The following is a 24,616-nucleotide window of genomic DNA, read 5'->3' as shown; positions in this document are numbered from 1 at the left end:
CCTATTCGACCACGGCGGACGGGTGCGACTGGAAGGGATGTATGCGCAGGTAATGGGAGTAAAGGTAGGGATAGTTTGACTTCAAGTGCTGCATGTAATTCAGCCAGTGGATTATCAAATGCCTGTATACACGCTTTATATCTTCGTTTATATGCGCGGCGTCTTTTGTTGTCAGATTGACCAGGGAAGGTCTGGAATCAAGCTCCTCGGTAAGATGAAACTCGGAAAGCAGCAGGTCTGAAAAACTCTCGTGCTCTAGCACATTGGGATTCTCGATGAGTGTAAGCATGAAGGACCTCTTGCTGCGCAGGAAATCCATAAGTCCCGCTATATCCATACCCTCAAAGCCCACCGAGGTGTTCTTCTCTACGAATTGACGGGCCTTTTTAAAATCCGGATCTTTCCACTTCGCCTTCACGTCAAGGTTCTCGATAATCTGATCTCTTTGCGGAGTGGCGTTCAGCAACATGCAAGCAAGAGGATTTCCCACCTCGGAAAAGAAGGCGCTGATGACCATGTTCAATTTTCTGATCTTCTCCTCCGTTTCACGGCGGCTAAGTATCCTCTCAACCACGATGCCGACGAGCAAGACCTCCAGCGGCAAAAAAGCCAGATCACCCATTAAGAATATGAATATGTGGTGCTCATCATGAAAAATAAGGTAATGCCCGAGGTACGTTCCAACCGATACCACTACCAGTATCAGCGCTATCCAGAACAAGCCGTATTGCTTCTTCATTCAGTCTCTTCCTCTACAAGCATTGCCAGGGTAACAATGTAAAATATCGCATCCTCAGCCGGAACAGTCTATGACATCTGTCACCCTGTTATTTCGTCCGGCCTGACCTCCTGGCCGGTTCTGGCAGATTTCAGGGCTGCCAGGGCGAACTGGAGCACCGATTTGCCCGTTGGGCCGTCCAGCACAGGTTCTCCCCCCTCTCTCAACACATCGATCAGGTGCCTGGTGCAATCGATAAAGCCGCACGACCAGTCCACCCGATCCACCGGCACCGGTGTAGTTTTGCCGTCCTTAAAGATCATAACTTCGGGCAGGTCCACTGTCCTGGCCGTGTAACGGTTAATAAAGATCATCCCTTTATCGCCGATTATTTCAATCCTGTCGTCGTCAACATAATAGTCTGACGAAATCTGCGTATTGGGTGTATGCTCCACATCGAAGACTCCATAGCGCCTTGGCGACTTGAACTGGAACATCATGACGGCAGGCGCATCCAGATACACGCCGGACATTACTTCCGTGCGATCGATCCAGGCCTTGACCCTCTCAACAGGGCCCATCAGATAGTGCGCCAGCGAGTACAGGTGATATCCATGGTCGAATACCATGGGGCCTCCTCCGCACTGTTCTTCGTTGAAGCGCCATATCCAGGCGTCCATGGGAATCTCCCAACCACAATCCATAATTCCCGTGCTCACATGCATTCGCAGCATCTGCGGCTCACCGATCTCTCCTGCCATCAACAGCTTTTTTGCCATAACCGCAGGTGGATAGAAGACGAACGTCTCGTATATACGGAGTACCACGCCGGCTTTCCTGGCCGCCTCGATCATGCGGTCGGCCTCGGATACGCAGGTAGCCATGGGTTTCTGTACGCTTACGTGCTTGCCCGCGCGGCAGGCCTCCACCGTCATATCCGCATGAAGATGGTGAGGCAGGAGAAGCTCAACCAGGTCCACATCCGGATCTGCCAGCACCTGACCATATTCGGTACAAAACTTTTTCACACCCCACTTCCCGGCCTGTTTCTCGGCTGTTTCCCCGTTCAGGTCACAAACAGCAACAATACGGGCGTCCGATATCCCCTGGTAACCTAACTGATGCAGGTCTGAGATACGCCCGCACCCTACGATAGCAACACCGATCGGTTTCATATTCTCCTCCCCAGGGGCCCTCAGCCCTTTATTCTGTCTTTCAATGAACTCAGTATCACTGTGTCGCTGCCTCTACATGATTCCATGGTTTTTATCAGGCCCGGATAGGCTGCGACCGGCGAAACGACTTCGTCGGGTAACTTCGCAAGTATCTCCGTCATTTTATGATGGGTAATCCGGTTAAGCCTGCCCAGCAGCTCTCTTGACTCCCGTTGAGGTTTCCGCCTGTGGTGCGGATATCCGGCGCCCGGCTCAATGCAAAACAGCTTCTCAAATATGAATTTTAGATTGGCCTCGCCTGCCCAGCCATATCCCTGGTTGAGCATAAGCGAAATGCAGTTGCCGCCGTTTATCTGCGTGAACAACCAGGCGTCTAAAGGTGTGAGTATGTGTCCGCAGGTGACACCAGGATACTGCATAACGGAGTTGAGGAAACCCTGCCCGGTCCCACACCCGCCTACCACAAAATCCACCGTCCCGGCGTTGAGAAGCACAGCGGCCATAAGTCCCGTGTGTATATAGGAAAGTTCGGGCTTCTCACCACTCTTCTTCATACCGGCGTTGATTACATCATGACCCATCCCATCCAGTGCAGCCAATATATCCGCATTCCGGTCCGCCGCGCTCGTCTCATTTATTACTGCTATACGCATCTCCCCTTCACCTCATGCCTTTTTCCTGTCGATCAGTGACATCGCCGAATTTACTATGTCGGACACGCCCATACCGCAGGCGTCCATGATCGATTCCGGGTCCGGTCCCGTGCGGGCGAACGTATCGTGTATCCCCACCATGGACAGAGGGACGGGCCGGACAGCAGCCAGAGCTTCGGCCACAGCCGAGCCGAGGCCGCCGATCACAGTGTGCTCTTCGGCCGTTACAACGGCGCCCGTATCCTCCGCTGCCTTCAGTATCAATTCCGTGTCGAGCGGCTTGACCGTATGCATCTCGATAACGCGTGCCTGTAGCCCTTTGGAGGCCAGCGCATCAGCCGCCTGCATGCTGCGGCCCGTCATCGAGCCGCATGCCACAATCGTTAAGTCATTCCCCTGCCTGCGCACTATGCCTTTTCCGATGGATAGCGCCTCCCCCGGGCTGGATACGGGCAGGGTGGCGGCACGGTTAAGCCTGAAGTATACAGGACCGTCGAATTCCGCTATCAGGGGCACGAAAGCGGCGGCCTCATTGCCATCAGCCGGGACAATGACCGTTATCTCAGGCAAGGACCGCATGATCGCTATATCGCTGATGGCGTGGTGCGTGGGACCATCCTTGAAGTCGGATACCCCTGCGTAGCTGGAGGCGATCTTGACATTGGTCCTGGCGTAACAAACGCAGGTGCGCACCTGTTCCAGAGCGCGCAGTGCCGCCAGCGCCGCGAATGCGTTGGCGAAGGGAACCATGCCGGCCAGGGCCAGCCCAACAGCGGCATCTATCATACAGGGTTCGGCAATTCCGAAGTTGAAGAAGCGGTCAGGGAAGCGTTTTTCGAAGAAATTCGACAATGTAGAGGAAGCAGTATCGACATCCAGCGCCACTACTTTTGGATTAACCGCTCCGTAATCCGCCAGCGCGCGCCCGTAGGCCTCTCTCATGGCCAGGTTCGCCATCGTTAACTGCCCTCCCGGGACAGCTCAGCCATGGCTGCCGCGTATTGCTCCTTGTCGGGCGGTATCCCGTGCCATTGCGCTTTGTTCTCCATAAAAGATACACCCTTGCCCTTGACCGTTCGGGCTATGATGACTACCGGCCCGCGAGTCATGCTTGCGGCATCTTCAAGCGCACTCAATATCTGTCCCATATCGTGGCCGTCGATGGATATGACTTCCCAGCGGAAGGAGCGCCACTTATCGGCGAAAGGCTCCATGGGCATGATGTCGTGCACGGCCCCGTCGAGCTGTACGTCGTTATAATCCACGATAGCAGTCAGATTGCCCGGATTGAACTTGGCGCAGGCGTTTGCGCCTTCCCAGACGATGCCTCCCTGGCATTCGCCGTCGCCCATCAGCACATAGGTGTGATAGTCCCTTTTCTGCAGGCGGGCTGCCAGCGATAGGCCAAGGCCTATGGCGATGCCATGCCCGAGGATACCGCTGGTCATATCCACACCGGGCGTCTTCAGACGATCGGGATGCCCCTGCAGCTGGCATGCCAGCTCACCCCAGTGCTCGAGCTCGGATTCTGCAAAATAACCGCGGCGCGCTAGGGCGGAGTATAAAAGAGCCGAGGCATGCCCTTTGCTGAGGATAAAGCGGTCCCTGTCTTCCCAGTCCGGCCTTTTGGGATCGATACGAAGCACCTTGAAATAAAGCGCGGCCACTATATCGGCCGCCGAGAGGCAACCGCCGGGATGGCCGGCCTGACGGCGGTAGATCATAGTCAGGCTCTGCCGGCGCAGGTAATTGGCCTGCGCTTTCAGATCGGCGATCAACTTGCTATCGAAGTTTTTCATCGTATATCTATGTCTTTACAATCCGATATCATGCCGCAGTGCCTGCGTGCCTTCACACCAGTTCCCCACATTCCATCGGCCGTAAACACCCATACCGCCCAGCTCATCATCACCGAAGTAAACGGGCACGTGTATCAGAGATAACCCGTCATAGGCATACGCTTTGTCCAGAGCGGCCCGCAGTCCATCCGGTGAAGAACCTCCATCAATCGCGCGGACACCTTTAACAGACGACGCCCATTTCAGGTAGTCCACTTCGACCGAATCGCTGGTGGCGAACTCATGGCCGTATTGCGCGACCTGCAAGCCGGTGATGGCCGCCATCCTGCGGTTGTCCAGTAGCAGGATACAGCCGCGCGCGCCATGCTGGACTCCGTCGATCAGTATCTGCGGGTTCATGGTAAAAGAGCCGTCACCCGAAAAAGCAAGGCCGAAAAATTTCTTGTCTGCCGCAGCAGTGGAAAGCAGGGCGGATACGGCGAACCCCATATAGCTGGCGCCCGTATCCGTCAGAGTAAGTCCGGGCTCCTCGTCTTCAACGATCTGGAAGCCGTTGGCCTGTACGTCGCCGGCATCGAAAAACTTGATAACGTCTTTCTTGTTTCTTGCCCAGTCGTCCGCCGTTTTGATAACGGCCGGCTGCGTAAGCACCTCTCTCTTCCAGACGTTGTCGTAAAGCAGCGGATGTTGATAGCGCTCCTGCTTGAATTTATCCCATTCGACACGCCTGGCGCTGCAGAAGCTCAACCACTCCGACGGTTCGCCCTTCGTTTTCGGCGGGCCATTACGCAGCTCCTTTAACAACCTTTGCAGCGTTAGGCGTATATCGCCGATCAGGGCGAGGGAGCCGCCGGATTGCTCGTCGCTGTTGTAGTTGACGGCAGCCTCTATATCAGCGTTGATATTAATGACCTGTTTTACGCGCAAATAAGCGGTGCGCGAGCAGTCCGACTGGCACACGAAGCGCGTCCCGACGGCCAGCAGCAGGTCAGCGTTCTCCATCGCATAGTTGCCGCATAATGTGCCCTTGGAGCCTCCCACGGTCATATTGCGGGGATTATTGTAAGGTACCACACCGCTGGCGAGGGGAGAAACCACAGCTACGGCGTCGCAAAGCTCCAGAAGTTCGCCGACTTCCCCCCCGGCGCCGCGTGCGCCCCCTCCAGCGCGTACAACCACGCGCTTTGCTTCCCTTAACCTTTGTGCAGCGGACGAGAAGTCTCCTTCTGCGGCTCCTATCGTGATGGATATCTTCTGGGGCAGCTCGTTGAGCACGAACTGCCTGAGCATTGCAGCCTGTGTGTTCATGGGCAGCAGTAAAAAGAACGGGCCTGCGCGATAAGGATGATCGACAACGGCCTGACCACGCCTGAGCGCGGTGGAAACCGCCAGCGGTGTATGCAGGGTATAGGCATGGCCCATGGTGGAACATAGCCGCAGGAAAAGGCCCTGCTCGTACTTGGGTATCTGTTGCATGTTGAAGCCTTCGTCCTCGGTTGTCTCATCACCGAACAGGTACCAGACCCCAAGGCCGTCGGATGACGGAACGAGCGAGGCGGCCATGGCTTGAAGAGCGCCGGGGCCGATGGATGTTATGACCGCAGCTTTTTTTCCGGTGGCCCAGCGCAGTGCTGCCGCAGCGTGCGACGCCTCGATCTCGTTACGGACGTTGAGCACCCTGACCAGTCCGGCATGTTGATATACGCGCAGCACCTCGGCGACGTCCGTGCTGCCGTGGCCGAACACAGCGAAATACGTGCGCACGTCCTGCCTTAACAGCCCCAGCACGACCGCCTCGGACAGAGTCAGGTCATGACGGCGCGGGTAGCCGGGGCCGGCAAGTGTGGCGTCCAGGCTGCCATGTTTGACTATAGCGGCCACACGCTCCTGTCGCGCCGCGCCTATCTGATCATAAATCACGCTTTACGGTATCTCCTCAATGGAATTCAAAATGTTAAAATTTGCGCGTCCATTCCTTCGGCCAGCGTTCGGCAACAACCTTTTTCTGTGTGAAAAATTCCAGGGCATCCAGGCTCTGTCCATGCAGATCGCCAAAGAAACTGTCCTTCCACCCGCTGAACGGGAAAAAGGCCATGGGCGCTGCTATGCCGATATTGATGCCCATATTGCCGACCTCGGCCTCGTAGCGGAATTTCCGGGCCGCTGCGCCGCTGCCTGTAAATATACATGCCATATTCCCGTAGCGGCTGTCGTTGACAAGCTCTATCGCCTGGTCGAGGCTCTCAACGTGTATCAATCCCAGCACCGGTCCGAATATCTCGGTAGTGGCCACCTCGCCTTTGGGCGGCAGGCCGTCAAGAACCGTGGGACGCACAAAGCTGCCGTGCTCATAGCCTTTGATAACCGTTCCCCTGCCGTCGGTTAGCACGCGCGCACCTTCTTTTTCGCCCTGCCCGATAAAGTGTTCGATCCTGGCCTTGCTCTGCTGCGTAATCACCGGCCCCATCTGCACCTTTTCATCCAGGCCGTACCCGACCACCCTCATCTCGGCCGCCTCTGCAATCGCCTTTGTGAAAGGGCCTTTCGCCTCTCCCACAGTTATAACCAGCGATCCAGCCAGACAGCGCTGGCCGGCACATCCGAATGCACTATCGGCCGTTATGCGCGCCGCCATATCTATATCTGCATCGGGCATGATAACCAGGGGGTTCTTGGCGCCACCCTGGCACTGTGCCCTCTTGCCGGCGGCCGTGGCGCGGCTGTATACATATTGGGCAACGGGCGTTGAGCCCACAAAACTCACAGCACGGACGGCTGGATTATCCAGCAGACCATCCACCACTTCCTTGGCCCCATTAACGAGATTGAGCACACCCGGTGGGAATCCGGCCTGCTCTATCAGGCCGAATATCTTTTGCAAAGTACAGGGCACCTTCTCAGACGGCTTGACTACATAAGTATTGCCGCAGGCAACCGCGTATGGTAAAAACCAGAAGGGCACCATGCCGGGAAAATTAAACGGGGCGATCACCGCGCACACGCCCACAGGCTGTCTGATCATGCTCTCGTCGATCCCCCGCGCTATATCTTCCGAGTTGTAACCCTGCATCAACTGAGGAATGCCGCAGGCCGATTCGACGTTCTCAATCAAGCGGCGTGTTTCACCTCTCGCCTCTTCCAGAGTTTTACCGCACTCCATAGTTATCATACGCGAGAGGTCCTCAAAATGATCTTCCAGCAGATTCTTCAACTTGAAGAGGTGCTGCACACGCTCCGTTGCCGGAGTTCTGCGCCAGGAAGGCAAAGCCCCGGCAGCCGCATCCACTGTGTTCTTAACCTCTTCAGCGGTGGAGAGACGTACCTGTCCCAGTACTTCTCCGGTAGCCGGATTTATTACGTCCTGCATATCGGCTGACTTGGACGGCAGCCATTTGCCCCCGATGTAATTCAGAATATCCATCTTACCCTTCATATGATCGATCCTCCGGTCATCCTTTTAAACCGCAGGTCTGCGGTATTATCATAGCGTGCTGCGCTCATATCTCCTCTGCACACCAGTCCACTGCCCCAACAGGCTTATCGGAATATCCAGACAATTATACATCACATTCCGACATTATTCCCGCTTCCATTAGTAGCCATATTATGATAAAATATATTCATAACGACAGAGCGTTCGGTCTGTGGTATGAGGAAGGTACGTACATTCAGCCATGACACTGAGCTGGTGAAGCAAAGGCGCAGCCATATCGTCAAGGTGGCCACCGAGCTGATCGCCAGAAGGGGTTATAACAACATCAGTACCCGCGAGCTGGCGACGGCATTGGGGATGAGCACCGGCGGCCTTTATCACTACATCGGGTCAAAGCAGGATATCCTGTATTTGATTATTAATTTTGCCTCCGACCTCACCGGCCAGGCGCTGGGACGTTTTGACGAAAGGATGCAGAACGAAAGGCCCTCTTTGCAGCTAACAAAGTCCATAGAAGTTTACCTGGATATTGTTGAGACATATCGCGACTTCCACAACTTCGTCAACCACATCATGCTTTCATTGACAGTGAGTGAAAGGCGCATAATCTACGAGGCCGAGTCCATGGTTGTGGAGTATTTTGAAAACCTGATACAGCGCGGAATCGAGCTGGGTGAGTTTTCCACCGACGATGCCAGGCTGGTAGCGCATAATATCGTGGCCATGGCCAACGCCTGGGCCAACCGCGGATGGTACCTGAAAAACTATTATACTCTTGAGAGTTATACCAGAGAACAGGTTAAACTGGTGCTCACACAGCTCGAAAAATCAAAAACTGCAGAAATAATTAATTAACAAATAGGAGGAATCATGACGACAGGCAGCAAACCAGGAACGAAAACCCTCAGTACCAAGAAGCAGTTCATCGACAGGCTTGGCAAGATGCGCCGCAATGTGTATTTCGACGGCCATCTGATCGACCGCACCGATGAGTTGCAGATGAACACTATCAACATTATCGGGTCGACCTACGATTTCGCCCAGGATCCCAGGTTTCAGGACCTTGTCCTTGCCAAGAGCCACATAACGGGCAACACCATCAACCGCTTTACCCACGTCCACCAGAGCAAGGAGGACCTGCACAAGAAGCAGGACATGACCCGCGCCCTCTGCCAGCAGGTAGGCGGCTGCATACAGCGCTGCATGGGTATCGATGGCACCAATGCATGTAATGCCATATCATTTGAGGCCGACAAGCATAACAAAGGCGCGACCGAGTACCATAAGAATTTCCTTAAATGGCTGGAGAGCTTCCAGACCAAAGACCTGGTCGGTTGCTGCGCACAAACAGACGTCAAGGGCGACCGAATGAAGAGGCCCAGCCAGCAGCAGGACCCGGACTTGTACCTGCATATCGTGGAGCGCAAGAGCGACGGCATCGTAGTGAGCGGCTGCAAGGTACATAACTCCGAGGCTTCGACTGCCGACGAGATCGTTGTCGTGCCCACACGCTCTCTGCTGCCCGAAGAGAAGGACTGGGCGGTGGCCTTTGCCATACCCGCCGACTGGGAGGGCATCAAGCAGGTCGTAACCATCCACAACCTCAGGGAGCGCAAGCATTACAAAAAGGGAGTTATGCAGGGTGCTACCGACTCTTATACTATCTTCGACAAGGCATTTATACCATGGGAGAGAGTATTCGTGGCGGGCGAGACCATTCACGGTGCTGTGGGCGCGCTGCTTTTCGCCCTCTTCCATCGCCACAGCTACTCGGGCTGCAAGCCCGCCATCGGAGACCTGATGCTGGGGACAGTGGCACTGGCCGCTGAGTATAACGGTATTGCCAAGGCCGGACATGTCCGGGAGAAGCTGGCAGAGCTGATCATGGTGTCCGAACTCGGATACGCGGCTGGATTCACTGCCTCGGAGTTGGGCCGACCGGAGGTCTATATACCGGGTATGGGCTTCATGCCCTACGGCCCGGGAAGCTTCATCCCCAACTCGATATACGCCAATGTAGGACGCTGCCTGACCGGTGAGGCGGTCTACCGCGAGGCGGAGATACTCTGTGACGTGGCAGGCGGAATCCCGGCCACCTTCCCGCACGAGGGAGATTTCCTCAATCCCGAGACCAGGGAGCTGCTGGAGAAATACACCATGCGCAATCCGGACATAAAAGTCGATGACGCCATCAAGCTCTGGATGCATGTGGGAGATATGCTCTGCTCGGCCACCGGCGGCATAGCGCAGGTAGGCGGTTTCCATGGAGGCGGGTCACCCGTTATGGAACAGATCGCCATCACCACGCAATACGATATCGAAGCCTGTAAGAACATGGCCAAGAGGATAGCCGGAATAGAGAGCTAACAGAAAAAAGCCGGCCCCGCCAAGCGGGGCCGGCCTTATCTTCTAAGTCCGCTGTAATACTTTAACCTATCTTTTTTATTCCACTGAAAGATGTTGCAATCGTTTTACGGGTGAATGGCACTATCCTGCTGTTGCAGTGTACCTCATCTGCCAGATAATACTTCTTGATAAAGCCTTTGCGATCCGATGCGATCGATTGGATATCCACGTACGGCACATCGATGCTCTCACAGAAGGACCTGAGTTTCTCGTTGAATATCCTGGATATCTCGCTACGCTCCCTGGCGTTGCCCGCAAAGGGCAGGGCGGTGATGAACTCCTTGCTGGCTGCCGGCGGAATGCCGTGTATACAGACGGCGTAACCGTCGTCCTTTATACGCTGTATGGCCGCGCAATACCTGGCGACGGTGTTGTCGATCAATGTATCGATACTGATGGTTTTGCCGCTCTTGCCGTACTGTAAATAAATATGGACCCTGGCATCGATCTCCCCGAAAACCAGAAAGACGACGTCCCGTTGCTTATTCACCCTTTGGAGAAACAGCGCCAGGTACTCCGACGACCTGGTGAAGCTTCCCTCCTTTATCAGGTTATGTGCCGTGGCCTGTGATATATGATGCACCAGAAAGGGACAGCGATAGATGAAGGGCTTGACATGGCTGTCCCCTATGGTATGTATGATGCAGGTATTGAATAACCTTGCCTTCAGCTTCACCAGTGAGTTAAAGCAGGCCAGCGGGGGGTACTTAAAGACCATATCCCAGAAAGGGAAATAGACGGAGCCCTGTCTTTGCAGCCAGGCAAGCCTGTGCAGTTCATATTTCTTTGTCAGATCATTCATGGCGGGAGCGATTGGCCAGAACGGCCGCTGTGAAACACCGGGTATTTTCGTTATTACAGCCGTACTATCTTATCGCAAGCAGCGAACCTTATCAACACTCCTCTTTGGCAACATATCATCGCGATGATACAATTGTCACACGATACGTCCCGATCGGTTTTCCATAGTCGAAAAAAGGGGGTAGTGAAATGAAGACAGGGTTTATCGGCTACTTCAGTAATGCGCCCGAGGTCTCATCCGGGAAAAAAATACTGTTGATCATCCTGGGGATACTGCTATTCGTTATTCTTGTTTTGTTCGGGCCAATAATGTCGCTGCAGCAAACCGCCTTCAATCCCGATTGTGTCGCTTCCTATGTGAACGACATCGATGTCCCGGCCCTCGCAAACATCTGGCTCAAAGAAAATGTAGCTCCCAAGAATCCTGTGCTGGGCAAATCCGCGGAGCTTGCCGTTATCAACTTTGAGCCGCAGATAAAAGATGTAATGCGGACCTGTGTGCGGAATACATATGCATATATACTCGATAGTCTGAAAAAAGGTAAACTGCTGGATACGATAGCTGCGCAAAAGCCGATATTTAATAATCTGGCAGCCCATATCCAGGCGTTAATGGACCTACCAGCACTCAGCCCTGTATTTCAGATGCTGGGCGTCAACGCAGAATCGATTACAAAAAATATTGACACCGGGCAGATAAACAGCCTGTTCGATATGCTTGAGCAGTTGGCTGCGCTCAAGTCCTTTGTTATTATACTCATGGCCATCTTTGTACCACTGCTGCTGTTGATAATCCTATTGCTCATAGCAATTGTTTTGATAGCACGCAAACCGCGATTAATGTCAGGCGAACTGGGGCTGATCTCCGCCGTCAGCGGTGCGCTTCAATTCATCATCATCCTGCCCGCCGGCAGCATGGGCAAGTCACTGATATCACAGTTCAATCTGCCGCCGCTGATCCGGGATTGGCTGCTGCGATTGGTGCAGGATTTCAACTGTTGTGTGATGATATACGGAGGCGCTCTTCTGCTGGCCGGCATCGCACTGATCGGAATCTACTATGCGTTGAAACAGGCCAGGTAGACTAAAATTTCGTAACTACAGGAACCGTTCGAACCTTTCTTTTTTAGCTTTACAGATCGGACATATCTCGGGAGGACCGTCGCGGGCACAGAGATATCCGCAAACTTTACAGCGCCAGACTGGCAGAGGCACTTGCAAAGGCCCCTGTGAAGCTGAAGCTGCATTTTTGTGGCGAAGCGAACGTGGTGGTCTTCTCTCGGGTATGGATCTCGATTCCTGCTTACCATCCAGTACGTCTTGAGATACGTACAGGGCACAGTAGCAGGCCCCGTATTCGACCACATCCTGATCCCTGTAATCGCAGGGACATATGATATCCAGGTCTTCATCCTTATTACCGCTGGCAAGGCGGCAGGGACATGACTGATAGCCATAACGCGCCTGGTTGACCAGCAGGCCGTTGACCAGGCCGCGGGCAAAGTCGGCATCCGGATTTATATGATACCCGCCCGACTCTGCATCTTTCTTACACCTCAGGTAATAATTTTCGATCTCTTCGGGGGTGATGGTATCATCCGTACTCACAGTTTGAGCGCCTCTTTAATCTCGTTCTCCTTGAACCCGACGATGCACTTGCTGTCGTTGACCACCAGCGTCGGAAATGAGCAATCGGGATTCCATTTCTCCACTATGGCGATGGTCTGCTCCTTCTCCTGCCCTTGAAGCAGGTCAACGAAGACATAGTCGTACTCAACGCCCAGATCCGTTAACAGCTGCTTGGTTTTCCTGCACCAGATGCATGTGCTCAATGCATAAAGCATGAGCTTACCCGCATTTTTGCCGTCGACATGCTCAATGGTCATAGTTGCCTCTCCTCGATTCACCCATCCGGATCAAATCATTTTAATGCCGTTAACGAATGATATCTTAATTTCAGAGGCGCAGGCAAATACGGTTGATTTTGACACCGCCTGCCATCTCTCTGTAATATCAACAGGTATTCTCTTTATGGAGGAGGTCTTCACCGCTATGGACAAATACAAGATGAACGCGGCCGATGCGGTTTTCCTGCTGATCGATTTCCAGAGTAACCTCGCCGTAGCTATGAAGAAGGATGTCTACAGCAATTGCGAAAACAACGTTAACCTCATAATAGCGTCATGTGAAATGCTGAAAGTACCGGTAATCGTTACCGAGCAATACAGCAGGGGGCTGGGCAACACCGTCGATCCTATCAGGTCCAGCCTGAAAGATCATTACAAGCCGATCGATAAGCTCAGCTTCAGCTGCTGGGGTGATCAAACCTTTCAGGACACCTTTAAGAAGTTGAAGAGGAAATATATAATTGTAGCCGGCATCGAATCGCATGTATGCGTGCTGCAATCGGTGATAGACCTAGTGGCACAGGGGTATTACGTACACGTTATCAGTGATGCGGTGTGCTCAAGATATAAGACCGACTGGAAAAAAGCTTTGAAATTGATGCGGGATGCGGGCGCTGTCATTACCACCACCGAAATAGCTGTGTTCCAGCTATTGCAAAGGGCTGGCATACCCGAGTTCAAGGTGATCTCGCCTCTCTTTAAGAATAAAGAGACTAATTGATACCTTAGATAAGCCTGTTTCCACTGCGGATGTGCTAAAATAGATACGGTTGAAAGCAAGTCACAAAGGATATAGATCGAGAATATGAAAGAATCGATAATGGAGATCATCGTCTGCCCGGTATGCAAAGGGTCACTCGACCTCAAGGTCGATGAAAAGAACGATGGCGAGATTACTTCAGGCTCTCTTTTCTGTGCTAAATGTAATCATACGTATCTTATTAAAGACAGCATCCCCAACCTGCTGCCACCTGATATGAGCTCATAAATTTTCAACCCTGACGGTAAAGAGCGCATGACTCAGGCGATTCCCAGACCTCCACGCCGTCAAGAGCCGCATCTCCACTGAAATCAGGCTTGAGGTCATTATAAATGGTAGACGCTATATTCTCCGCTGAAGGATTGATCCGGTCGAATGGTTCGATATCGTTTAGACACTGGTGATCGTATTTGTCCGTTACTTCCGCTACCTGCCTCTTCAAAGCAGTGAAATCATAGGCCAGTCCCACTTCGTTCAGCTTGTGGCAGATCAATCGCACAATCACCCGGTACCTGTGACCGTGCAGCTTTTCGCACTTTCCTGAATAACCGCGCAGAAAATGGGCGGCATCGAAGTTCTTTTCAACCGAGATGGTATACATATTCAGTCCTTATCTCTCCCCTTAGTACTGTCCCATTTCTCTATCCTGTAACCGGGCTTCAATTCCGACAGCAGTTCCTTCACACTTTTATGTAAAGTAGGATGAACAAAATCGGGGTCGATCTCCGCCATAGGCACCAGTACGAAAGACCGCAGGTGCAGCCGAGGATGCGGCACATCGAGACCCGGCTGACTAATTATAGCCTTTCCGAAAAAAAGCAGGTCCATGTCGATGACGCGCGGCGCGCCGGAATATGGCCGCTCCCTTCCCATCTGCGCCTCTATCCCGTTTATAATCCTCAATAACTCTACCGGAGTGCAATCCGTATCGACACAGGCCACGCTGTTCAGGAAATCGGGTTGATCTTTGAATCTCTCTGGTTCAGTTAAAAAAATGGGGGAGACAGCCATCACACGGACTTTGTGCGCGAGCATGTTGAGAGCCGTATTTAAATTGGCCTCCCTGTCACCAAGATTGGAACCCAGGCCGATATATGCCAGGGTCATTTTCCTGTGTCCCTTCCCACGATGGCATCGCTCATGCGACAGATCAGCTTCATCTGCCCGACATCATGCACCCTCACTATGTCGGCGCCCCGGGTAATGCCAATAGCCAGCGAGGCAGCCGTGCCCATGAAACGTTCCTCCTGTGATGAGCCTACGGTCGCAGCAATGAAGGACTTGCGGGAGGTTCCCAGCAGTACCGGGTATCCCAGTGCCTTTATTTCATCCAGTCTTCTGACTATCTCCAGGTTCTGTTCCACGGTCTTGCCGAATCCTACACCCGGATCGACTATTATATTTTCCGGCCTGACACCGCAGTCAATTGAGCGACCGATGAGATCCTTCAGCTGGGATATCACTGCTTCGAGGATATCGGTGACCTTTTTACCCCTTTGGTTGCCGGTCAATACAACAGGCACCTGTTTTTCAGCTGCCAGCCTGACTATACCGGAATCCACGCTGGAGCCGGAGATATCGTTAATCATGCAGGCCCCCGCATTCAACGCCTGCACTGCAACTTCATACTTGTAGGTATCGACACTGATAGGTACACCAATGCTTCCCGCGATACGGCTGATAAAAGGTATGACGCGCCTGATCTCCTCGTCAGCAGATACAGGGCCGGCATCCGGCCTGGTAGACTCCCCGCCGACGTCGATGATGTCAGCGCCTTCCTCCACCATCTGCAGCGCCCTCTGCCGGGCCGAGTCCAGCGATTGAAACCCATCACCCGAAAACGAATCGGGAGACAGGTTGATAATGCCCATGATGTAGGTGCGCTGACCCCACCTGAACAGGTTGTTCCCGCAACGTGTTATCGCCGATGAATCCATACTGACTTTTCTCCAACCATCCATAGAACAAACAGGCCGGAAATACCTTCACGTGCATCCGGTCACTTAATACATACAGATGTATTTTATCATTTGCCCGCAGGCGCTGTGCGGCGTCTTTACTCAAATGCGGGGAAACTATGTTAAAATGTTCACTCTGACAATCTTCATAACGTGTTACTCCGGGGTTCATTTACATGGGCAAAACAATCAGTGAGAAGATATTAAGCAACAAATCGGGCAGCGATGCGCGAGCAGGTGATATAGTCATCTCTGCTGTGGACCTGGTATTCGTGCAGGACACGACAGGTCCGCTCACCATAAGGCAGTTCAAATCGGGCAAGAAGCAGACGCTGGCCTCACCTGCAAGAACAGCCCTTTTCATCGACCACGCCAGCCCCAGCCCCAGCCGGCAGCTTTCGAACGACCATATCTTTATCAGAGAATTCGCGGCCGAGACGGGTTGTCTCCTATTCGATGCCGGCTGCGGCGTCTGCCACCAGATCGTGGCCGAGAAGCTGGCCAGGCCGGGCGACGTTATCGTTGGCGCCGATTCGCACACGGTGACCGCCGGCGCCATGGGCGCCTTCGCAACCGGGATGGGATCGAGCGATGTGGCGGTGGCCATGTCGCTGGGCAAGACCTGGTTCAGGGTGCCCGAGACGATCCGCATTGAGGTGACGGGGAAATTCTCCAAAGGCGTAGGCGCCAAGGACCTGATCCTGTACCTGATCGGATTGATCGGAGCGGACGGCGCGACCTACAAGGCCCTGGAATTCACCGGAAATACAGTGGACTCTATGCCCATGTGGCAAAGGCTGACGATCTCGAATATGGCCATCGAAGCCGGGGCCAAGGTCGGACTCTTCCCTTCCGACCGTATCACGCGGGAGTACCTGAAGAAACAGGGCAGGGAAAAGGAATACTCTCCCATAGCAGCAGACTCCGATGCAGTTTACGAGCGTACCATCCAGGTGGATGCTAATAGTCTGGAGCCGATGGTCGCCAGGCCGCACACAGTAGATAACACGGCTATAGCCAGGTCTCTGGTAGATATCAAGGTGGATCAGGTGTTCATCGGCACCTGCACCAACGGACGGCTGGAGGATATGGCTGAAGCAGCCTCGTTACTTAAAAATAAAAAGATACACGCAGGAGTCAGGCTGATCGTCTGCCCTGCCTCACGAAAAATATATACCGAGTCTATCAACGCCGGTTATCTCCAAACGATCGTTGAGTCCGGCGGCATCATACTTCCTCCGGGGTGCGCCGGCTGCCTGGGACTGCACCAGGGCGCGTTGGGAGATAAAGAGATCTGCCTCTCCACAGCCAACCGCAACTTCAAAGGCCGTATGGGCAATCCCGAAGGGCTCATATACCTGGCGAGCACCGCTACGGCCGCGACGTCGGCCCTGACCGGCAGAATAACCGACCCACGAGAGGTGCCGTAATGGGAGCGACCATTCTCAAAGGCAGGGCGTTTAAATTCGGCGACGCTATATCCACCGACCTGATCATCGCCGGTAAATACGCTCACCTGCGCAGCAACCTGCCCGAGTTGGCCAAGCATGCTATGGAAGACGCCAACCCCGACTTCGTCAAGCGCGTCAAGCCCGGTGATTTCATCGTGGCCGGGTCCAATTTCGGCCTCGGGTCGAGTCGTGAACACGCACCGCTGGTGATAAAAATGGCAGGTGTGAGCGCTATTCTGGCTAAATCATTTGCACGTATCTTCTTCAGGAACGCCATCAACCAGGGCGTGCCCGCATTGATATGCCCGACCGATAAGATCGCCGACGGCGATAACCTCGAGATCAGCCTGGACGAGGGTATCATTCGCAATATCACAAAGAACGAAAGTTACAGCTTCACCAGGATACCGGCCGCCATGTTGAGTATCTTGAACGAAGGCGGGTTGATCCCCTACATCAATAAACACGGCGACCTTAAACTCTAAATAAGTACCGCTATAGAGGATATGTAAAATGACTTACCGCGTAACGTTGATACCGGGAGACGGCATCGGTCCTGAGATCACCAGGGCCACTGTCAGTGTGCTGGAAGCTACGGGCATCAAATTCGACTGGGAGATACATACCGTCGGCGAGGCCGCGGTTGAGAAGTACGGCATACCCCTGCCCGAGGCAACTCTCGAATCCATCAGGAAAAACAAAGTCGCCTTGAAAGGACCTGTGACCACTCCCATCGGCAAGGGGTTCCGCAGCGTTAATGTCGCCCTGCGCAAGCAGCTCGACCTGTACGCCTGCCTCAGGCCCTGCAAGAGCTATCCCGGTGTCATAACCACATTGTATCGGAACGTGGACCTGGTTATAGTCAGGGAAAATACGGAGGACCTCTATATAGGTATCGAGTTCGCCAGGGGAACTGCTGAAGCCTCACAGCTTTATGATCTGATAATGCAAAGCTTCAAGGGCAGCCTGGACAGAAATTCGGGATTCAGTATAAAGACCATCTCAGAGCAGGGGTCTCGACGCATCGTTAAATACGCCTTCGATTATGCCCGCAAATACGGGCGCAAGAAGGTATCTGCCGTAACCAAAGCCAATATACTTAAATATACCGACGGACTATTTCTCTCCACAGCCAGAGAGGTGGCAAAAGGCTATCCTGAGATAGAATATGAAGAGGTTCTGGTCGATGCGCTGTGCATGCAGCTGGTGCGCAATCCTCAGCGGTTCGATACGCTGGTACTTCCCAACCTCTACGGCGATATTATCTCGGACCTGTGCGCCGGACTGGTGGGCGGCCTTGGTCTGGCTCCCGGCGCCAATATTGGCGATGGGCTGGCCATATTCGAGCCCACTCATGGAAGCGCCCCAAAATATACCGGACTGAACAAGGTCAGCCCGATGGCGCAGATGCTCTCGGCCGTGCTTATGTTGAGATACCTGGATGAAACTTCTGCAGCCGACAGGATGGAAGCCGCCATCAGCGCCGTGATTGCCGAGGGAAAGAACGTTACCTACGACCTGCGCAGGGATCGCAACGAGCCCAGCGCAGGCACGTCCCAGGTCGCGGAAGCAGTGATAGAAAAGCTTAAAAAGTAATATAATCAGCACGGAGATATATTGTCCGGCCCCTTTCTAATATTGTTATGCGAATAATCCAGTGCCGCGCCATTACCGAGACCATCGCATCACTCTTCCAGGACGCCTGCATCCATCTACCCCCTGACGTTATTGCTTCATTGAAGCGCGCAGCCAGATCGGAAAAGTCGCCTCTCGGCAGGGAGACCATTAAATCCATCCTGGAGAATATAGATGTGGCGGAGGATCACCTTCTGCCTGTCTGTCAGGATACGGGCACGGCGGTGGTTTTCCTGGAGATCGGGCAGGACGTCCATATTACCCGCGGCGACCTAACTGCAGCGATCAATCAAGGGGTAAAAAAGGGATATGATAAGGGCTATCTGCGCAAATCAATGGTGCACAGGCCCTTCTCAGCCAGGAAGAATACAGGTGACAACACTCCGGCCGTGATACATACCGAGATCGTGCCCGGCGACAATCTGCGAATTTGCGTTCTGCCCAAGGGGGGCGGCGCGGAGAACTGCTCCAGGCTAACGGTTATGCCGCCCTGCCTGGGTCATGCAGGCATAATAGAATATGTGGTCCGCCTGGTTGATGAATGCGGCAGCAACGCTTGTCCCCCTCTCATACTCGGTATCGGCATAGGCGGAACTACCGAGCATACTATGCTGCTGGGCAAGAAAGCTCTGTTGCGCAGAACAGGTTCGCATAACGCGGATCCGGAGATAAAGAAACTGGAGCAGCGAATTCTGGCGGATGTAAATATGCTGGGCATCGGGCCGATGGGATACGGCGGCAGCGTAACAGCCCTGGCCGTGCATATCGAGGTTTTCCCTTCCCATATAGCCAGCATGCCAGTGGCGGTTAATATGCAGTGCTGGTGCTCGCGGCACAGGGAAGCGGTGCTTTAGATATGCGAATAAAACGCATAACGCTGCCCGTCTCGGATAAGGATATCAGGTCATTGAAATGCGGTGACAGAGTGCTATTATCAGGCATTATGCTTACCGCGCGAGATGCATCGCACAGAATAATGGCCGAGACCTTAACCGCCGGAAAGGATCTGCCATTTGACCTGGACGGTCAGACCATTTATTACACGGGACCTACACCTGCCCGTCCCGGCCGTATCGTCGGCTCGGCAGGCCCGACCACCAGCAGCCGTATGGATAAATACACTCCGCTGTTGCTCGAGCATGGATTGAAGTGCATGATAGGCAAGGGCAGAAGGTCTGAAGTAGTGAAAAAAAAGATGCTGAAAAGCCGGGCTATTTACCTGGCTGCCATCGGTGGCGCCGGTGCCCTGCTTTCTCGCTCAATTAAAAGAATAAAACCAGTAGCTTACCCTGAGCTGGGAGCAGAGGCCGTATACCGTCTGGCGGTCGAGGACTTCCCTGCCGTCGTGATAAACGACATCTATGGCGGGGACCTTTACGACAGCGGCCGGGCCGCGCACAGAAGAATCTAGTCGGCCTGCGCCATCGATAAATATAGCAGAAGGCCGGCAATGCTCTTGGCATCGCAGATTTCGCCTTTGTCTATCATGCCGACTATTCTGGCAACAGGCACTTTCACAACCTCGATCTCGTCGGTGTCCTCGGCCACCAGCCGGCTCTTCTTCAGTTCTGCGGCCAGGAAAACATGGATATATTCGGTACAATAACCGGGCGCCGGGTAGAATCCTCCCAGCCTAATAATTTTGCGCGGAACGCAGCCTATCTCCTCCTGCAGTTCGCGCCTGACACACTCTTCCGGGCTCTCTCCGTCCTCCACCACGCCGGCGGGGATCTCCAGCAGGTCTTTACCTGTAGGCACCCTGAACTGGCACACCATTAACACGTTGCCACGTCCATCAGGCACCACGGCAGCGATGGCGTCCCTGTGCTCAACGATCTCACGGACAACGACTTCGCCTTTACTTTTCTCGACTGTGCTCTGGATCAGCTTAACCGCCCGGCCCTCGAAAATCGTTTTGGACGAGAGCAACTTCTCCTTGCTCATCAGTCCACCGCTACGTCCAGCACAAGCGCCACCTCGTCGCAGTCGGGAAACTTGGGGCAGCTGTAGCATTCGGCCCAGATTTTTCTCGGCAGATCCATCTTTTCTACCATTTTAAAGCCCTGCTTCTGGAAAAAACCGGGCTTGTAGGTCAAGCAAAAAATCTTCGGGATGCCCAGCGACCGGGCTTCCTGCACACAGGACTTGATGAGCGCCGCCCCCATACCTTTCTTATGCTTGTTCTCATGTACGGCCAGCGCCTTCACTTCAGCCAGGTCGGCCCAACTGATATGCAGGGCAACGCAGGCCACAACATTGCCGTTGCTGTCGCGTATGACAAAGAAGTCCCGCAGATTTTCGTACATCTCACTGAGGGCACGCGGCAGCATTTCGCCCTTGCCGGCGAATTTATTGACCAGCTCGTGCATCTTCTTTACATCGCCTATTGTCGCTTTTTCAACTTTCATAATGATTTTCCTTTCAATTTAGATACGAGTGTCCTGTAAAAGCTACCTCTCGGCCTCAGGCGTAGAAACCGCGAGGTCTGCTCGGCCAGGCATACTTCGACTTCATCACCGCTTTTCAATTGCTCCTCTACCTGGCCGTCCACGCTTATCATCGCTTCATGATTGGTAAAGGCCTTCAGCGATATTTTAGTTGAGGGCGCCAGCACTATAGCCTTATCCATGCTTAGATGCGGGCAAACAGCTTTAATAAGCATATCTCTCGAGTCCGGGTATAGGATGGGCCCGTTGGCAGCCAGAGAGTAGCTCGTGCTGCCGGTGGCGGTGGAGATAATAACGGCATCGGCACGATAGGTAGTGAACACCTCTCCATCAATAGCCACTTCGACGTTTATCAGGCGCAGGAACCTGCCCCGCCCAATCACCACATCGTTGAGGGCATGATAGGTATTCCCTGAGGATTTGACTACAGCTTTCAGAACTGTTCTCTGCTCGATCCAGCCCGCACCGCCGATGATCTCAATCAGCTTATCCCGTGCTTCGCCTGCCTCCAGCTCGGTCATAAATCCCAGATTGCCGAAATTTACGCCCAGTATGGGTATTTCCTGCGGATAGATTATTCGTGCAGCGCGCAGTATGGTGCCGTCGCCCCCGACGCTGATAACAAGGTCGGATCCTGCCAGCGCTTTCCCGGCTTCACCCTCGTCCCAGGATGAGTGTATCCAGCATTGCATGCCTTTAGATTTGAGGAATTCTGCTATATCGCGGGCGAAACGTTCGGATTTCTCAACCTTGGGATGATATAAAATGCCTATTCTTTTCACAGAGTAGCAGACTATCAGAAGCTTCCGGCAGTGTCAAATATGACAGAGTAATAACGTCAGCTTATTGTTTATAGGCTGCTTTAAGCCACCAAATTAATAAAACAGGGATGCAAAGATGCAAACTCGTCAAATGTAACTCGGCAACGGCCACATGTGCGAAAGGCCAGCGGAATGGATAATGGACAAGTTACTTTTTGCAGGCAGCACGTGATGCAGGCACAGCCCCTTTTTGTAAGAACAGAAAGGTGATCCGTATTAATAAATAAGCTCTACGGCAGCTGCAAAAAGTCGTCTTTCTTACGAGGGATGCGTTTGTTATGTACTAGCATTTTAGGATTTTTACGTAAATATTTATTGAATGCATCTGTTTCCATATCACGTGCTTCCTTGGCAGAATCGGCATATGCAAACTTAAAGTACTTAGCCGTAGGACAGGTTTTATGAATGATATGCGATATTAATCTGCCCCTAATTCCTACATTCCAGCTGCCACTGCTGCCAGTACGGAGCATTGCTTTATTGTTATCAGCCAATATGTATGCCCCTATTTTATTTTTAGGCAGTTTTTCAACATTTTCACGGGTAAATGCGTACCACCTTCTTTCCACAGGCATAATCCACCTCCAAAATCTTATAAGAATTATATCAACCTCTCCAATTATAAGAAAAACATAGCCTACAGTTCAGAAACATATTGGACTTCTATTGAAGTGTCGACCAAAGATCCATGTGCAACAAGATTATGTAAAAAGATATTTCAGAAGCGGATATTGTCGTTTCTTGAAAAGTATCTAAGAAGGGAAATTGTATGAGCAACAAATCATTGAACAAGGCCTAGAATAATTGTATCTTTCGATGATTATGGAGCCAATGCTACAGGCAAAGCTTTTAACAGTAGCCGCTTAACCGCCCTTTTGTGGAAGCAAAGCTGAAGGGACGCTTACAATCAATTGATATGATAATTGTTACTATGATAGACTTAATCCTACAAAGGCGGTGGAGGTATCTGTAATGAGAAACACTACTAATGTGATTAATCCTGTTGCATTATTTTTTATATTTATAGCCATATTACTGCTGGTTGCCTGTGATAACATCAGTGCAGACATAAAAAGCAAAACCACGGATTTATTTCAAGATTCAGTTGCTAAAGTTCAGCAACCAAAACTACCATTTTCTCCTCAAATCGCAACTGTTAGCCGTATGTATGCGAGTAGCATATGTTATCCGGCAGCATACTGTTTATATGTGGAACTAAAACCAACCAGTAATGTAGTTCCAGGTAAAAATTACGTGGTTGATTTATATGAAAAAGGGAGTTTTAGAGATACTACAACGGTACAGTGGAATCAACCCGAAATAAACGTATTGAAAGAAAAATCTATAACTTTCCAACATCTGAAACAAGATGAATACAATGCTTATCAAGGTAAAGATATAAGCCATATTTTCAGTATTAATGTCCATGAAGAAACATCATCGACCAACAAGCATATTGTAACAGGCGAGACCTCGTTTCAGACACTCCTTAGTTGGGGTATTCCAGCCTCAGAGATTGAGAAGGTGCTCGGAGATAAGATACCCAATGTGAACACTACCGTATATACCTATTCCACACAGAAGTACAGAGATTTTTTAGCAGTCTTATCGGCTTTACAGAAACTGGCCGATAAATATTAGTTACAGGGGGTATTTACCACCCCAAGCAATTGACCAAGAGCCATCCTCATTTTCCTTCAACTCACCACGCTGATACCCAACGTTCCGTGTATCCTCATCAAGTCTTTTCTGTGACCTATGTTTGCTTTCCTCGATTTGCTGATCACTTAACTTGTGTGACTCAATTTTTTCAGCAACAACAGTTTTAGCAGGGGGCTTAAGAAGTTGTATCATATATTTGATTTCTGGTTGATCAGGATCAGAAACAGGTATGTAATCATAAAGTTCAAATTCAATACATGCTACCTTCAGCTTCTTTAATCCAATTAATAAGCTCTGCACTATTTTTTGGAGAGCTTGATTCTCAAGGATGTAAGTTGCTGGTATTTTGGCAAAATTACTTAAAACATAACGCAATTTTGTAGAGTCTTCTCTGCCGTACTTCTCGATCATTTCTGAAATTTCGAATTGTGTAGTTATGACCATTCTTGAAATTTTATTCTTTCTTTTTTCATATGTGCACTTAAAATATATGTATCTAGCAATAGGTATGGCTGAAATCACAATAAATACTACTGAGATTATTAAAATTAGTGTGCCTATTAAATCGCCTGTAGTCATCGTATGATCTCGTTAACGCAAAAGCAGTTTAAGATAATTATAGGTACGAAATATCTTTAGGTATTTACGCTTCGACTCCTGCAACATATAATAAATTCTTATTAGTGCTGGAATAAATATAATGAGAACTATCGGTAATATCCAACATATTAATATTTCCATTAAATATTGACTTGTAAAGAACGGAGATGTTAATAGGGCGATTACTATTCCTGATCCAATTCCAGATATTACGGTGAACAGACTAACAATAGATTCATATTCCTTTTCAAAAATTGATTTAATAATATCAACATGTACTTGATAAGCACCTTGGTCTTCGTCTAATAACATATTGATCAGATCAGCAACTGATATTTCGTCCATCTTAGTTCCTTAGTAACCTACCCTGTATCTCACCATTCACAATCA

Annotated in this window: 29 protein-coding genes; 11 read left to right on the top strand and 18 right to left on the bottom strand. The window is 51.8% G+C overall.

The window, feature by feature from the left end; translation table 11 throughout:
• Window position 1: 1 nt before the first annotated feature.
• The 7 genes from WC359_02325 to WC359_02295 all read right to left on the bottom strand — a co-directional run bounded on the left by WC359_02325 (window position 2) and on the right by WC359_02295 (window position 7,778).
• On the bottom strand, window positions 2-739 hold the full coding sequence (locus WC359_02325; protein MFA5399267.1) for a hypothetical protein: 738 nt from the start codon (window positions 737-739) through the stop codon (window positions 2-4).
• A gap of 80 nt (window positions 740-819) precedes the next feature.
• Window positions 820-1,893 carry a Gfo/Idh/MocA family oxidoreductase gene (locus WC359_02320; GenBank protein ID MFA5399266.1) on the bottom strand — a complete coding sequence of 358 codons (1,074 nt, stop codon included), beginning with the start codon at window positions 1,891-1,893 and terminating at the stop codon, window positions 820-822.
• Window positions 1,894-1,913: 20 nt separating this feature from the next.
• Complete coding sequence (locus WC359_02315; protein MFA5399265.1) at window positions 1,914-2,546, bottom strand: RpiB/LacA/LacB family sugar-phosphate isomerase; 633 nt, start codon at window positions 2,544-2,546, stop codon at window positions 1,914-1,916.
• Between the two features lie 12 nt (window positions 2,547-2,558).
• Window positions 2,559-3,503 (bottom strand): transketolase C-terminal domain-containing protein, encoded by a 945-nt coding sequence (locus WC359_02310; protein MFA5399264.1) that lies wholly within the window; start codon window positions 3,501-3,503, stop codon window positions 2,559-2,561.
• 2 nt (window positions 3,504-3,505) lie between these two features.
• The gene (locus WC359_02305) at window positions 3,506-4,345 is read right to left on the bottom strand and encodes a transketolase (GenBank protein MFA5399263.1); all 840 of its coding nucleotides are present in this window, start codon (window positions 4,343-4,345) and stop codon (window positions 3,506-3,508) included.
• Between the two features lie 15 nt (window positions 4,346-4,360).
• Window positions 4,361-6,265: a thiamine pyrophosphate-dependent enzyme gene (locus tag WC359_02300; GenBank protein MFA5399262.1), complete on the bottom strand. Its 1,905-nt coding sequence runs from the start codon at window positions 6,263-6,265 to the stop codon at window positions 4,361-4,363.
• Between the two features lie 34 nt (window positions 6,266-6,299).
• Window positions 6,300-7,778 carry a CoA-acylating methylmalonate-semialdehyde dehydrogenase gene (locus tag WC359_02295; protein ID MFA5399261.1) on the bottom strand — a complete coding sequence of 493 codons (1,479 nt, stop codon included), beginning with the start codon at window positions 7,776-7,778 and terminating at the stop codon, window positions 6,300-6,302.
• Between the two features lie 216 nt (window positions 7,779-7,994).
• On the opposite strand from WC359_02295, the gene WC359_02290 reads away from it, so the two are divergent.
• Both WC359_02290 and WC359_02285 read left to right on the top strand, forming a co-directional pair.
• Window positions 7,995-8,633 (top strand): TetR/AcrR family transcriptional regulator, encoded by a 639-nt coding sequence (locus WC359_02290; protein MFA5399260.1) that lies wholly within the window; start codon window positions 7,995-7,997, stop codon window positions 8,631-8,633.
• A gap of 15 nt (window positions 8,634-8,648) precedes the next feature.
• Window positions 8,649-10,145, top strand: coding sequence for a 4-hydroxyphenylacetate 3-hydroxylase N-terminal domain-containing protein (locus WC359_02285; protein ID MFA5399259.1), 1,497 nt, complete (start codon window positions 8,649-8,651; stop codon window positions 10,143-10,145).
• A gap of 61 nt (window positions 10,146-10,206) precedes the next feature.
• On the opposite strand, the gene WC359_02280 is transcribed toward WC359_02285, so the two are convergent.
• Complete coding sequence (locus WC359_02280) at window positions 10,207-10,986, bottom strand: SGNH/GDSL hydrolase family protein (protein MFA5399258.1); 780 nt, start codon at window positions 10,984-10,986, stop codon at window positions 10,207-10,209.
• A gap of 188 nt (window positions 10,987-11,174) precedes the next feature.
• Between WC359_02280 and WC359_02275 the strand changes: the two genes are divergently transcribed.
• Entirely contained in the window at window positions 11,175-12,068 is an 894-nt protein-coding gene (locus WC359_02275; GenBank protein ID MFA5399257.1) for a hypothetical protein, read from the top strand.
• A 15-nt stretch (window positions 12,069-12,083) separates the two neighbouring features.
• On the opposite strand, the gene WC359_02270 is transcribed toward WC359_02275, so the two are convergent.
• Together WC359_02270 and WC359_02265 are read right to left on the bottom strand one after the other, a co-directional pair.
• Window positions 12,084-12,593, bottom strand: coding sequence for a ferredoxin-thioredoxin reductase catalytic domain-containing protein (locus WC359_02270; protein MFA5399256.1), 510 nt, complete (start codon window positions 12,591-12,593; stop codon window positions 12,084-12,086).
• Window positions 12,590-12,871, bottom strand: coding sequence for a glutaredoxin family protein (locus WC359_02265; GenBank protein MFA5399255.1), 282 nt, complete (start codon window positions 12,869-12,871; stop codon window positions 12,590-12,592). Before WC359_02265 ends, WC359_02270 begins: the two co-directional genes overlap by 4 nt.
• 166 nt (window positions 12,872-13,037) lie before the next feature.
• On the opposite strand from WC359_02265, the gene WC359_02260 reads away from it, so the two are divergent.
• A complete protein-coding gene (locus WC359_02260; protein ID MFA5399254.1) occupies window positions 13,038-13,613 on the top strand; it encodes a hydrolase in 576 nt (191 codons plus the stop codon).
• A gap of 84 nt (window positions 13,614-13,697) precedes the next feature.
• Entirely contained in the window at window positions 13,698-13,880 is a 183-nt protein-coding gene (locus WC359_02255) for a methytransferase partner Trm112 (GenBank protein ID MFA5399253.1), read from the top strand.
• A gap of 4 nt (window positions 13,881-13,884) precedes the next feature.
• Here the strand turns inward: WC359_02255 and queD are convergent, their stop codons facing one another.
• From queD to folP, 3 genes are read right to left on the bottom strand one after another with little or no spacing between them, the layout of a single operon-like run.
• Entirely contained in the window at window positions 13,885-14,253 is a 369-nt protein-coding gene (queD, locus tag WC359_02250; protein ID MFA5399252.1) for a 6-carboxytetrahydropterin synthase QueD, read from the bottom strand.
• Window positions 14,254-14,255: 2 nt separating this feature from the next.
• The gene (folK, locus tag WC359_02245) at window positions 14,256-14,759 is read right to left on the bottom strand and encodes a 2-amino-4-hydroxy-6-hydroxymethyldihydropteridine diphosphokinase (GenBank protein MFA5399251.1); all 504 of its coding nucleotides are present in this window, start codon (window positions 14,757-14,759) and stop codon (window positions 14,256-14,258) included.
• Window positions 14,756-15,589, bottom strand: coding sequence for a dihydropteroate synthase (gene folP, locus WC359_02240; GenBank protein MFA5399250.1), 834 nt, complete (start codon window positions 15,587-15,589; stop codon window positions 14,756-14,758). Before folP ends, folK begins: the two co-directional genes overlap by 4 nt.
• 197 nt (window positions 15,590-15,786) lie before the next feature.
• Here folP and WC359_02235 point away from each other — a divergent pair, with 197 nt between their 5' ends.
• Genes WC359_02235 through WC359_02215 form a run of 5 tightly spaced genes read left to right on the top strand, consistent with a single transcriptional unit; the run spans window position 15,787 to window position 20,107 of the window.
• On the top strand, window positions 15,787-17,040 hold the full coding sequence (locus tag WC359_02235; protein MFA5399249.1) for a 3-isopropylmalate dehydratase large subunit: 1,254 nt from the start codon (window positions 15,787-15,789) through the stop codon (window positions 17,038-17,040).
• An 11-nt stretch (window positions 17,041-17,051) separates the two neighbouring features.
• Window positions 17,052-17,546 carry a 3-isopropylmalate dehydratase small subunit gene (locus tag WC359_02230; GenBank protein MFA5399248.1) on the top strand — a complete coding sequence of 165 codons (495 nt, stop codon included), beginning with the start codon at window positions 17,052-17,054 and terminating at the stop codon, window positions 17,544-17,546.
• A 28-nt stretch (window positions 17,547-17,574) separates the two neighbouring features.
• Entirely contained in the window at window positions 17,575-18,657 is a 1,083-nt protein-coding gene (locus WC359_02225) for an isocitrate/isopropylmalate dehydrogenase family protein (GenBank protein MFA5399247.1), read from the top strand.
• A 47-nt stretch (window positions 18,658-18,704) separates the two neighbouring features.
• Entirely contained in the window at window positions 18,705-19,550 is an 846-nt protein-coding gene (locus tag WC359_02220) for a fumarate hydratase (GenBank protein MFA5399246.1), read from the top strand.
• Window positions 19,551-19,552: 2 nt separating this feature from the next.
• Entirely contained in the window at window positions 19,553-20,107 is a 555-nt protein-coding gene (locus tag WC359_02215) for a FumA C-terminus/TtdB family hydratase beta subunit (protein ID MFA5399245.1), read from the top strand.
• Here WC359_02215 and WC359_02210 read toward each other — a convergent pair.
• From WC359_02210 to WC359_02195, 4 genes are all read right to left on the bottom strand, one after another.
• On the bottom strand, window positions 20,104-20,640 hold the full coding sequence (locus tag WC359_02210) for an NUDIX hydrolase (protein MFA5399244.1): 537 nt from the start codon (window positions 20,638-20,640) through the stop codon (window positions 20,104-20,106). The genes WC359_02215 and WC359_02210 overlap by 4 nt on opposite strands.
• Entirely contained in the window at window positions 20,640-21,104 is a 465-nt protein-coding gene (locus WC359_02205; protein MFA5399243.1) for an N-acetyltransferase, read from the bottom strand. The genes WC359_02210 and WC359_02205 overlap by 1 nt, the downstream gene beginning before the upstream one ends.
• Window positions 21,101-21,925: an NAD(+)/NADH kinase gene (locus WC359_02200; GenBank protein ID MFA5399242.1), complete on the bottom strand. Its 825-nt coding sequence runs from the start codon at window positions 21,923-21,925 to the stop codon at window positions 21,101-21,103. Before WC359_02200 ends, WC359_02205 begins: the two co-directional genes overlap by 4 nt.
• A gap of 269 nt (window positions 21,926-22,194) precedes the next feature.
• Window positions 22,195-22,539 carry a hypothetical protein gene (locus WC359_02195; GenBank protein MFA5399241.1) on the bottom strand — a complete coding sequence of 115 codons (345 nt, stop codon included), beginning with the start codon at window positions 22,537-22,539 and terminating at the stop codon, window positions 22,195-22,197.
• Between the two features lie 397 nt (window positions 22,540-22,936).
• Here WC359_02195 and WC359_02190 point away from each other — a divergent pair, with 397 nt between their 5' ends.
• Window positions 22,937-23,605, top strand: a complete 669-nt coding sequence (locus tag WC359_02190; GenBank protein MFA5399240.1) for a hypothetical protein — start codon at window positions 22,937-22,939, stop codon at window positions 23,603-23,605.
• Here the strand turns inward: WC359_02190 and WC359_02185 are convergent, their stop codons facing one another.
• The gene (locus WC359_02185) at window positions 23,606-24,205 is read right to left on the bottom strand and encodes a hypothetical protein (GenBank protein ID MFA5399239.1); all 600 of its coding nucleotides are present in this window, start codon (window positions 24,203-24,205) and stop codon (window positions 23,606-23,608) included. It lies immediately after the preceding gene.
• Window positions 24,206-24,616 lie beyond the last annotated feature (411 nt).

This window comes from Dehalococcoidia bacterium, from assembly GCA_041653995.1.
Classification (GTDB): domain Bacteria; phylum Chloroflexota; class Dehalococcoidia; order GIF9; family UBA5629; genus CAIMUM01.
The sequence above is the reverse complement of the archived record's forward strand: the minus strand, read 5'-3'. Positions and strand labels throughout refer to the sequence as shown.